The sequence below is a fragment of the Micromonospora sp. MH33 genome, from assembly GCF_003013775.1.
Lineage (GTDB): Bacteria > Actinomycetota > Actinomycetes > Mycobacteriales > Micromonosporaceae > Micromonospora > Micromonospora fulviviridis.
Genome location: NZ_MUYZ01000014.1, coordinates 41,470 through 51,972, shown reverse-complemented (window position 1 = coordinate 51,972; position 10,503 = coordinate 41,470). Strand labels below are relative to the sequence as shown.

Below are 10,503 nucleotides of genomic sequence, written 5' to 3'. Positions count from 1 at the left end.
CGGGCTGACCCCGGACCCGGTGACCGGCGGCACCGGCACCAGCGTCCGCCCCGGCGGCACGTACGCCCGCCAGCCGCCGTCGGCCACGAAGGCCGGCACCGGCATGGCCGGCACGGTGCGGATCGGGGTCGGGGTGAGCGGCAGCAGCGCGGCGGCGACGGCCCCCGCCCACGGTGCCCAGGTCCGGGCCGCGCGGTGCCGGACCCGGTCCAGGGCGAGGGCCAGCAGCACCCCGAGCACCGGTACGCAGACCAGCGCGAACCGGGCCGGCACCACGAGGTCGAGCAGCGGCACCCCGGCGAGCAGCCGGTACGGCCCGGGCAGCCCGGTGTCGTGCCGGTTCACCACGATCGTGGTGCCGAGCGAGAGCAGCGCGAAGAGCAGCCCGCAGGCGGCGAGGGCCCGGACCAGCGGCCGCCGCCACAGCCGGACCACTATCAGCACGGCCAGCAGCGGCAGGAACGGCCCGAAGAACGAGTTCTCCTCCGTGGCGTTCGGGGAGAGCAACCCGGCGTGGTAGGGGTCCCCGGCGACGGTCTGCCGGGCGGCGGTGGCGTACGAGGCCAGGTCCAGCCGGTAGCCCCGGGCGTAGAACGGCATCCCGCTGTAGTGGCCGGGGCCGTGGAACTGGACCCAGAGCGGGTACGCCAGCAGCACTCCGGCGACCAGCGCCCCGATCCCGAGCCGGCGCGCCACCACGGGCGCCAGCCGGCGCGCCCCGGCCCGGTCGGCGAGGGCGTACGCCCCGGCGAACACCCCGGCCGCGAGGGCCAGGAAGACCAGCACCTCCTCGCCGAGGAAGACCTGGTACGCGACGGCGAGCCCGAGCAGCACCCCGTCCCGGCGGACCCGGTCGTGCGCCGGCCGGAACACCAGCCCGAGAATCACCGGGACCAGGAACTGGGCGGCCATGTGCAGGTGCGCCCCGGCCTGCGACACCAGGCCGGGGGCGAAGCCGCAGAACAGCCCGCCCACCGCCGCCGCGGCCCGGGACCGGACCAGGCGGCGGGCGAGCAGCGCGTACCAGGCGGTGGCCGTGCCGGCGAGGCAGAGCACCACGGCCACGAGGAACGCCACCTGGGAGCCGAACAACGCGGTGACCGGGGTGAGCGGCACGCCCAGCCCGAGCACCGAGGTGTTGGCCATCAGGTTGACCCCGTCCGGCACGTTCAGGGCGGTGCTGTGCAGCGGGTTCTCCCCGCCGGTCACCGCCCGGGCCGCCCGGGCCAGCATCCACTCGAAGAGCATCTGGTCGCCGGCCTGGTGGAACAGCCGGTCCGGCCGGCCCCACTGGCCGGCGGTGAGCAGGACGGCCAGGCCGAGGTAGCCGGCGACCACCAGCGCGTCGACCGGCCGTGGCCGCCACCGGCGCCGGGGCGCGGGCCCGGGGCGGTCCGGGCCGCTCAGGCGGACGGGCTGGTCAGTGTCCGGACGTCCCACAACCACACGTCCAGCTCCTGCCGGGCCGGCCCGACCAGCTGCTCCACGGTCCGGCGCAGCGGCTCGGCGTTCTGCTCGTTCAGCGGCAGCAGCACGATCGCGGCCCGCCAGTGCCGCAGCTCGTCGAGGAAGCGGCGGCGCTGCCGGTCGTCGAGCTTCGGCGTACGCCCGGTGGATTCGACCTCGGCGAGCAGCTCGCCGATGCCGCTGGGCCGGCCACCGAAGCGGCCCGGATCGCCGGTGACCCCGTTGCGCGGGGCGAGGAAGTAGCCCCCAGGGATCTTGAAGGCCAGGTCGGTGCTGGCCGCCCAGCGCATCGGGTCGGTGTTGCCCATGGCCGGCACCGGCACGGACACCAGCGTCTGGTCCGGCCCGACGTACTGCCGCCACCGGTCCGCGGTGATGAACTTCGGCACGGCCGGGCGGGTGGTGACCCGCAACGGCATCGGCGCGACGGGCAGCAGCGCGAACACCAGACCGGCGGCGGTCAGGGTACGCACGGTGCGCCGCTCCACGACCCGCAGCGCCGCCGCCCGCTCCACGGCCAGGGCCAGCAGCACCCCGACCACCACGGTGGTGATGAGGCCGAACCGGGTCGGCACCACGGCGTCCAGCAGTGGCAGCTTCACCAGCAGCTCCCACGGGCCGGTGATGAGGTCCCGGTCCCACCAGGAGACCCGCTCGCCGAGGGAGAGCACGGCGAAGAACAGCCCGGTCGCCCCGAGCGCCCGGACCACCACCTCCCGGCGCAGCCAGACCACGATGCCGATGGCAAGCAGCGACAGGCTCCAGCCGAAGAAGGCGTTCTCCTCCGAGTAGTTCGGGGCCAGGTTGACGTTGGCCCGCTCGTTGCCGCCCAGCGTGGCCGAGCCCGGGGTGAAGAACGCGGCGATGTCGTTGCCGTAGTCGCGGACCGTGTCGCTGAGCCCGTGGTACGCCATCGGCCCCGCGAACTGCACCCACAGCGGGTACGCCAGCAGCGCCCCGGCGAGCACCGCGCAGACGGCCAGCCCGACGCCGAGCGGCCGCCACGCGGCGGCCCACCGCTCCCGCTGCTGCACCACCACGGCGAACAGGAACACCCCGCAGGCCAGCGCCGTGAAGAGCAGGATCTCCTCGTTGACGAACGCCTGCGCGGTAACCAGCAGGGCGAGCAGCACGCCGTCACGGACCGGCCGGGTGGAGCGGGCCAGCACCAGCACCCGCCACACGATGAACGGCAGCAGGAACTGGCTGATGATGTTCGGATGCCAGTTGGCGTGCGACAGCATGGCCGGCGAGAACCCGCAGAACCAGCCACCCACGGCGGCGGCCAGCCGGTTGCGCACCAGGTGCCGGGAGAGCACCCGGTACCAGGCGGCGGCCGTGCCGGCGAGGCCCAGCGTGACCAGGGTGACGAAGGAGACCGCCGGTCCGAACAGGAGGGTCACCGGCACCATCGGGATGCCGAGGGCCAGGATGGCGGTGTTCGCCATCAGGTTGACGCCGTCCGGATAGTTGAACTGGTCGGTGTAGAACGGGTACTCGCCGTGCAGCACGACCCGCACCGAGTGGGCCAGGAAGAACTGCACCTGCGCCGGGTCGCTGCTGTAGAGCGCCGCCACCCGGCCGGCCGGGTCGGCCCAGATCCCACTGGTCACCCAGAGCGCGGCGAGCAGGAACACCCCGTACACGGCCAGGTCCTGCCGGCGCGGCGTCCACCGCCACCGCCGCCGGACGGCCGGCGCGACCGGCTCCGGGTCATCCGTGGCGACCGGGGGTTCGTCCACCAGGACGGAGAGCGGTCCGCCTGAAACGTCGGCGTCCGGCGTCGAGTCACCACGGGGCTCGGCAGGCGTCACAGTCGGCGGAGTCTACCGGAGCCGGATATTGGCGTACGAATCGCACGTGCCACCGTCCTTTGTGCTCATCAGCCGAAAGGGTGAGGCGGGCGCGGTCGGCCGACCGGGCGTCTCGTACCATGTGGGCTTCCGGACACGGCCGGTGAAGACGGGATTCAGGGGGCGTACAGGGTGGTTTCAGTCCGTCGACGCGGCACGACGGCCACCGCGCTGCTGGCCCTGCTGCTGACCGGCTGCGGCCCGGTCGCCGGGCGGCAGCCGGCCGCGCTGCCGGTCGGCTACGACAGCCTGGACGGCACCCTGAAGGTCTGGCCGGCGCGGGGCAACCTGGCCCGCGACGCCGCCGCGACCGCCGGGATCACCGCCGCCGTCCGCGACTGGCGCTCCCCCGTCGACGACCGCGCCCACCTCGCCTCCTCCGGCATCCTCTACTCCGGTGAGGTCGCCGGGTCACCGCTCGCCCTGGTCGCCGCCGACGTGCCCGGCGAGGCCGCCTCCTGGCTGCTGCAACTCGACCGCGACGGGCAGCGCTGGCGGATCGCCCACGCCACCGAGTACACCGACCCCGGCTACCTGGTCTACTCCGACGTGCTGCCGGTCCAGCAGCCCGCCGGCCGCCGCTACCTCACCTCCGCCCGCGTCGAACGGCTGCTCGGCCCCGACGGCAAGGCGCTCCCCGCCGCCGACGGCATCACCGAGCCGGTCGCCGTGCCGGCCTGCCAGGCCGTGGCCGTGACCGCGACGCTGCGGCCCACCCGCTCGCTGCCGCGCGGCCGGGCCGCCGACCGCGTCCTCGACCTGGGTACGGCGACCTCCGCGCCCCGCTATCCCTTGGTACGGGACGAGACGGGGTCGGGGAAGCGGGCGCTGACCGGGCTGGACACGTGCGTGCTGGCCGGGGAGCGGGGGCCGTTCGGGAGCGTGCCGCGGCGGATCGGGGACCGGCAGGCGCCCCGGTCGGCGCCGGAGTCGTGGCCGATGGCGAAGATTTCTGTGCGATCGCTCGGGTCGGTTTCCCTTGGTGGCGGGGAGCCGGGTGAGCTGGAGCAGCTGACCTGGGAGAGCGCTACCGGAACGATGACCGCGGTGGTCTACCGGCCGGCCGGCGGTGGTTCTCCCGTGGTCTCCCCTGCTGACCGGTCCACGACGTTGCAGGCTTACTACCTGCCGGTACCGGGACAGCCGCTTGCGGTGCTGAGCTGGCGGTCCCGGGATGCTTCGTTCGCCGCGCCGCCGGGGACCACCCGGCTGGTGGACCGGCCTGGTCTTGTGGTGGTGGCGCAGCCGGACCGGAAGCAGACATTCAGCCTGGCGGGTACGGAGAAGACCTGGTACCGGTCCGTGGGCGGGCGCTGAGGCCGCCTGTGGTTGCGGTGGTGGGGTTCGGGGCAGCCCGACCCGCTCCGGGCGGTCAGGCTTGATCCCTGCGCGGGTCGGGCTGCCCCGAACCCCGCGCTGGTTTTGGTCCGTCCATGGGTTGCGGCTCGGCCGCCGCTGGCGATCTTCACACGAGGCGGTGGAGGCGGACTTTGGGGCGCTCGTTCCTCAAGTGGCTCTGCTTGTGTTGGCGGACCTGCTCGTCCCAGACCTCCTGGTCGTAGTCCGGGTCGGGTGGGATCCACCGGTGGGAGCCGTCGCTGTAGTGGTACTTCTCGTCGCCGGCTCGAAGGATGCTCATCGGGTCCAGCCGAGGAATCGGTGGTGCAGTTGGCCGGCCGGGACGTGGGCCAGATCCTTGGTGGCGTCGACGAGTTGGGCGGCCAGGTAAAGGGCCAGTGATACCGGGGCGCCGTCGTATTCGGCTCGCAGTTCCCGCTGGCGGGTTTGGCAGGGCCAGCCGGCGCCGCAGCCGCCGCACGCCCAGGCCGGTTTGACCGGGAGGTGCGTCGTCATCGCGGGTCGTCCTGGCTGGGCCAGTGGCCGCGGTTGATCGGGATGAGGTGGCGGCTTCGGCACGGCAGGTCGGCTCCGCAGCGGCAGACGCGTCGCCAGTGCCGCCACGACCAGACCGGGCGGTGGCGGCGAGCCAGGGTCAGCGCCGCCGCCAGGAGGTATTCGTCGTAGGAGACGCGCCGCACCTGTTCTCCCTCGTCCCTCAGGGTTGAGAGGGACACGGCGACCAGGCGATCCCGCACCGCCCGCCGCATCCCGTGACGAGGAAGCTACGCAGCGTTGCAGGGCGCGATGGGTAGGGTTCCTACCCCTGGATCAAGAGACGAGGCCGACCTTCAACGCGAGGTCGACAACGTCCTTCCGCACCGGACGCGGCGCGTCGAGCAGATTCAGGGTCATCTGCCGGGCGTAGCCGTTGAAGCGGATCGTCTCCGGTGCCGACTCGTACGCCTGCCGGAGGGCGGCCACGGTCGCTTCGCTGTCGCCCTTGCCATAGTGACCACGAGCGACCTCGATGAGGTGGCGGGCGCGGCGCGGCCTCGACGGGATGCCAGCCGGATCGACGCGACGGGCTTGTCGCAGCGCCTCGCCGGACTTCTGCAACTCGACGGCCACGGTCACGGCGTGCGCGCCCATGATGACCCGCGAGAACGACGTCTGCGGCTGGTAGAAGTCCTTCGGCAGGCGCTGCGCCACCCGGTCCGCGCGGTCCCAGTACCGCCAGGCCCGGCCCTCCTCGCCAGCCCGGGCAGCGGTGTAGGCGGCTTCGAAGTTCAGCGCTCCCCAGAGCGCGAGAAGGTTGGTGTCCGCGTCGGCCACCCGAGCCTCCAGTGCCGACACGACATCGAGCGTCACCGCCATGGCCGTGTCCCAGTCCCCGGCATCCCGGTGCACCTGGCACAGGAACCACCCGGCGCCGGCCAGCGCCTCGGGCTCCCCGGACTCCTGGGCTGCGACCATCGCCCGGTCGGCGACGCGCCAGAGGAGTTCGGCGGCCGGCTGGTAGGCGAGGAACATCTGCGCCAGCCCGAGCACCCCGGCCAGCAGAGCCTGGGCCTGCCGACGCTCGTCGCCCTCATATGTCAACGCGGCATGTTGGGCATCCCGAACCAGGCCCGGAAGCAGACCACCAAGCACCGTGCGGTGATCCGACGCCTGATGGCGTGCCCGCCATGCTGCCGCAAGACGTTCCCTCAACTGGTCCAAGGGCACCGGTGGAACACGGCCGGACAGCGGGATCCGGTTCACGGCGTCTCGGACCGTTGCGAGGGCCGGGTGTTCCGGGCCGTTGACGACGGCGGAACGGTCGCTCAGCTCTCCCACCAGAGCGGACACGTCGACCTTGAGAGCGCGGGCGATCCGGTCCAGCATGTGCACGCGTGGGGGGAGGATCCGATCGGTTTCCACCGCCTTGACCCACTCGGCGCTGCGACCAACCAGGCCGCCGAGTACGGCTCGGGTCTTGCCCGAGCGCTCGCGGTAGATCTTTAGTCGCTGCCCGAAGGTCAGCTCCGGCATGGAGTCCATCCCGAACCTCCTCATAGCGCGGGATGCGTCGCTGCCCGCAGGCCGCCGCCCTGCCCAACCGTACTCACGACCTCTCGCCGTGATAAGCCCGCGACGTCGCGCGACCCGCCCTCAGCCGACAACCCCTCGCCTGGCTCAGCACTCCCCGCAAGAAGGAGTTGAGGCCGGCGCAGCAAGGGCCATCAGTTCAAGCCGCATGCCGATGTATTTGGAGTCGTCTGGCCCGGCCCGAAACTGCCCATCCGGCTTCCAGCCATGCCTGACGTAGAAAGCTCGCGCACGTCTGTTGCGCTCCCAGACTTCGAGCATGCCTGCAGGTAGGGAAACGTCTTCCAGGTATCGCACGAAGGACGCGTGCAAGGCACTGCCGATACCCTTTCCCCAGTTCCCCGGGACGACATGGATCTGGTACAGCTGGCCCACCGCACTGGCGTCCACCTGGGATGAGAGCGGAGGACCCATGGCGGCGACACCAACGATGCGACCATCGACGGCACCACACAGCACTCTCTTGTGGGGCGACTCGATCGCCGCCGTCCATCCGGTTCGCTGTTCTCGTTCCAGGGCCGGATTCACGATGGCCTCGGGGGCCAGTCCGCCGGCTCTGTAATAGGCCAGGCGCGCCCGAGTGTGCACGTCGATAATTCCGTCCACATCGGCGAGCATCGCTTCCCGTACTTCCATCGCATGGACGTTACTAGCTTTCAGCAATGCCCTAACCCACGGAGGGGCGGCCCCGACGCCGAACGGGCGGCCCTGAGCGAAGCAGGGCCGCCCGTTCGCGTAGCTGGGATCAGTTCTTGGCGGTCGCCTTGTCGGCGGCCGGGTCAACAGACTGAGCGTCCAGCCCCGAGATCCACCCGGTCACGTTTCGCGCCACGTCCTGCGCAGTCAGCCCCAGGTCGGCAAGGATCTGCGCCCGGGTCCCGTGCGGGTGCCAGTCCGCCGGCACACCGAGATCCTTCACCGGCACCCGAACGTCAGCGTCCCGCATGGCCTGGGCCAGCGCGGAACCCACGCCCCCAACCCGGACCCCGTCCTCGACGGTGACGACGAGCCGGTGCCCGGCGGCCAGCTCGACCAGCTCGGCCGGCACCGGACGCACCCACCGCGGGTCGACCACGGTCACGCCGTACCCCTGCTCGGCGACCCGGGTGGCGACCTCCATGCCGAGGCCGGCGAAGGAGCCGACCGCGACCAGCAGCACGTCGGTACGCGCCGACTCGGCCAGCACGTCGACCGGGCCGACCCGGCGCACGGCCGGCAGGTCGGCGGCGACGGTGCCGGTCGGGAAGCGCAGGATGGTGGGGCCGTCGTCAACGGCGACCGCCTCGCGCAGTTCCTCGCGGAGGGTGGCCGAGTCGCGGGGCGCGGCGATGCGCAGGCCGGGCACCACACCGAAGACGGACATGTCCCAGATGCCGTAGTGGCTGGGCCCGTCGGGGCCGGTGATGCCGGCCCGGTCCAGCACGAAGGTGACCGGCAGCTTGTGCATGGCCACGTCGAGCAGGACCTGGTCGAAGGCGCGGTTGAGGAAGGTCGCGTAGACGGCGACCACCGGGTGCAGGCCACCCATGGCGAGGCCGGCCGCCGAGGTGGCGGCGTGCTGCTCGGCGATGCCCACGTCGTACACCCGGTTGGGGTACTTGCGGGCCAGGGTGGCGATGCCGGTGGGCTCGGCCATGGCGGCGGTGATGCCGACCACGTCGGGACGCTCGTCGGCGATGGCGACCAGCTCGTCGGCGAAGACGTTCGTCCACTTCACCGAGGGGACGGCGAGCAGCTTGCCGGTCTCGGCGTCGAACGCGCCGGGGCCGTGCAGGCAGTCGGCCTCGTCCTCCTCGGCCGGCCGGTAGCCGTAGCCCTTGCGGGTGACCGCGTGCACTATCACCGGGCCGCCGAAGTTCTTCGCGGCGCGCAGCGCCGACTCGATGGCGGGGACGTCGTGGCCGTCGACCGGGCCGACGTACTTGATGCCCAGGTCCTCGAACATGGCCTGCGGGGCGACCGCGTCCTTGATGCCCTTCTTGACCGCGTGCAGCACCTCGTACATGGGCCTGCCGACCAGCGGGGTCGAGCCGAGGGCGTCCTTGACGGTGTCGAGCACCTTCTCGTAGCTCGGGTTGAGCCGCAGCGACGACAGGTGGTCGGCGAGGCCGCCGATGGTCGGCGAGTAGGACCGGCCGTTGTCGTTGACCACGATCACGAGGGGGTTGCCGGCGGTGGCGATGTTGTTCAGCGCCTCCCAGCACATGCCGCCGGTGAGCGCGCCGTCGCCGACCACGGCGACCACGCTGCGCTTCTCGCCGCGCAGCGCGTACGCCTTGGCGAGGCCGTCGGCGTAGGAGAGGGCGGTGGAGGCGTGCGAGTTCTCGATGAGGTCGTGCTCGCTCTCCGCCTGGCTGGGGTAGCCGGAGAGGCCACCGCGCTGGCGGAGCTTGTCGAAGCCCTCCTGCCGCCCGGTGACGATCTTGTGTACGTAGGCCTGGTGGCCGGTGTCGAACAGGAGCCGGTCGCGCGGCGAGTCGAAGACGCGGTGCATGGCCAGCGTCAGCTCGACCACGCCCAGGTTGGGGCCCACGTGCCCGCCGGTGCGGGAGACCTTGGCGATCAGGAAGTCCCGGATCTCGGCGGCGAGGATGTCCAGTTGCTCGGCCGTCATCCGCTTCACGTCCTGCGGGCCGCGGACGGTGCCCAGCAGCCGACCGTGGTTGGCCGTGCCCTCTTCAACACTCATGACCGAAGAGTCTATCGGCCACCCGACAGCCCGCAGCGCGGCCGTGGATCTTCCCAGGTCAGGGCCCCGATCAGGGGACGATGACCAGCCGGCGCGGCGGATCCGCCGGGGTGCCCGCCCAGGCCGGGCCGGAGGGAGTCCAGGAGCCCAGCACGGCGGCCCGGGACGCCCCGGTGACCGAGGGGATGGCCCCGGGCAGCCCGTGCCAGGAGAGCCAGCCCAGCAGGGCGAACGCGTACGCCTCCTTGGCCTGGGCCGGCACGCCCAGCTCGTCGGTCGTGCGCAGCCGCCAACGCCCCTCGCCCAACGCGGCGAGCCGGGCCCGGAGTGTGGGGTTGCGCACTCCCCCGCCGGCGGCGATGACCTCGGTCACCCCGTGCCGGTCACAGGCGTCGGCGACGGTCCGGGCGGTCAGCTCGGTGAGCGTGGCCAGCCGTCGTCGACGGCCAGCGGCTCCCCCAGGGCGGCCAGCCGGTCGTCCAGGTAGCGGCCGTGGAACAGCTCCTTGCCGGTCGACTTGGGCGGGGGCGCGGCGTAGTAGGGCTCGGCCAGCAGCAGCCCCAGCAGCCCCTCGTGCACCCGGCCGGCCGCCGCCGGCCGAGTCGAGCAGCAGCGCGTCGAAGGCCGGGACCAGCGGCGCGCCCTGGCCGCCGGCCGCCACGTCCGCCGACCGCAGGTCGTGCAACACGGGTACGCCCACCCGGGCGGCCACCCGGGCCGGCGCGCCGAGCTGGAGGGTGCCCCGCACCCGGCTCGCCTCGACCCAGTGGAAGACGGTCTGCCCGGGCGAGACCACGGCGTCGGCCGTGCCACCGGCCAGCTCGACGCCGGCCGCCGCCGCCTCGGCGAAGACCTCGCCGAGGCGGTTGTCCAGCCGGCAGACCGCCTCGATGGTGGTGGCCGCCGGGGGCAGCAGCGCGCCGATCTCGGCCCGCAGGTCATCGGGGTAGTCGAGGCTGCGGTGCCCGAGCGGGCGCAGCCGCAGCGTCTCCCCGTCCCGGGTGAACTCGGCCGCCACCACGTCCACCCCGTCGTACGAGGTGCCCGACATCAGCCCGACGATCT

Annotated in this window: 11 protein-coding genes and 1 pseudogene; 1 reads left to right on the top strand and 11 read right to left on the bottom strand. The window is 72.7% G+C overall.

From position 1 onward, the window contains the following. Together B0E53_RS04785 and B0E53_RS04780 are read right to left on the bottom strand one after the other, a co-directional pair. A partial coding sequence (locus B0E53_RS04785) for a hypothetical protein (RefSeq protein ID WP_107074858.1) occupies positions 1-1,446 on the bottom strand: 1,446 nt, incomplete at its 3' end. Next, a complete protein-coding gene (locus B0E53_RS04780; RefSeq protein WP_246835239.1) occupies positions 1,404-3,209 on the bottom strand; it encodes a hypothetical protein in 1,806 nt (601 codons plus the stop codon). The genes B0E53_RS04785 and B0E53_RS04780, both read right to left, overlap by 43 nt. 243 nt (positions 3,210-3,452) lie before the next feature. Here B0E53_RS04780 and B0E53_RS04775 point away from each other — a divergent pair, with 243 nt between their 5' ends. Then, positions 3,453-4,637: a hypothetical protein gene (locus B0E53_RS04775; protein ID WP_107074853.1), complete on the top strand. Its 1,185-nt coding sequence runs from the start codon at positions 3,453-3,455 to the stop codon at positions 4,635-4,637. 148 nt (positions 4,638-4,785) lie between these two features. Here the strand turns inward: B0E53_RS04775 and B0E53_RS37325 are convergent, their stop codons facing one another. The 9 genes and pseudogenes from B0E53_RS37325 to B0E53_RS39055 all read right to left on the bottom strand — a co-directional run. Further along, positions 4,786-4,959: a hypothetical protein gene (locus tag B0E53_RS37325; protein ID WP_168215221.1), complete on the bottom strand. Its 174-nt coding sequence runs from the start codon at positions 4,957-4,959 to the stop codon at positions 4,786-4,788. Beyond that, positions 4,956-5,174, bottom strand: coding sequence for a flavin reductase (locus tag B0E53_RS04770; protein ID WP_107074852.1), 219 nt, complete (start codon positions 5,172-5,174; stop codon positions 4,956-4,958). The genes B0E53_RS37325 and B0E53_RS04770 overlap by 4 nt, the downstream gene beginning before the upstream one ends. Next, a complete protein-coding gene (locus B0E53_RS04765) occupies positions 5,171-5,359 on the bottom strand; it encodes a hypothetical protein (RefSeq protein ID WP_107074851.1) in 189 nt (62 codons plus the stop codon). The genes B0E53_RS04770 and B0E53_RS04765 overlap by 4 nt, the downstream gene beginning before the upstream one ends. Positions 5,360-5,489: 130 nt before the next feature. Next, on the bottom strand, positions 5,490-6,701 hold the full coding sequence (locus B0E53_RS04760; RefSeq protein ID WP_107074850.1) for a helix-turn-helix domain-containing protein: 1,212 nt from the start codon (positions 6,699-6,701) through the stop codon (positions 5,490-5,492). A gap of 135 nt (positions 6,702-6,836) precedes the next feature. Next, positions 6,837-7,385: a GNAT family N-acetyltransferase gene (locus tag B0E53_RS04755; protein WP_107074849.1), complete on the bottom strand. Its 549-nt coding sequence runs from the start codon at positions 7,383-7,385 to the stop codon at positions 6,837-6,839. A 109-nt stretch (positions 7,386-7,494) separates the two neighbouring features. After that, the gene (dxs, locus tag B0E53_RS04750) at positions 7,495-9,438 is read right to left on the bottom strand and encodes a 1-deoxy-D-xylulose-5-phosphate synthase (RefSeq protein WP_107074848.1); all 1,944 of its coding nucleotides are present in this window, start codon (positions 9,436-9,438) and stop codon (positions 7,495-7,497) included. Between the two features lie 70 nt (positions 9,439-9,508). Continuing rightward, positions 9,509-9,871, bottom strand: a complete 363-nt coding sequence (locus B0E53_RS39060) for an anhydro-N-acetylmuramic acid kinase (protein ID WP_281492834.1) — start codon at positions 9,869-9,871, stop codon at positions 9,509-9,511. Continuing rightward, positions 9,850-10,017 carry an anhydro-N-acetylmuramic acid kinase gene (locus tag B0E53_RS40025; RefSeq protein ID WP_281492833.1) on the bottom strand — a complete coding sequence of 56 codons (168 nt, stop codon included), beginning with the start codon at positions 10,015-10,017 and terminating at the stop codon, positions 9,850-9,852. Before B0E53_RS40025 ends, B0E53_RS39060 begins: the two co-directional genes overlap by 22 nt. Positions 10,018-10,098: 81 nt before the next feature. After that, a pseudogene (locus B0E53_RS39055) lies at positions 10,099-10,489 on the bottom strand (anhydro-N-acetylmuramic acid kinase); the annotation flags it as partial. Positions 10,490-10,503: the final 14 nt, after the last annotated feature.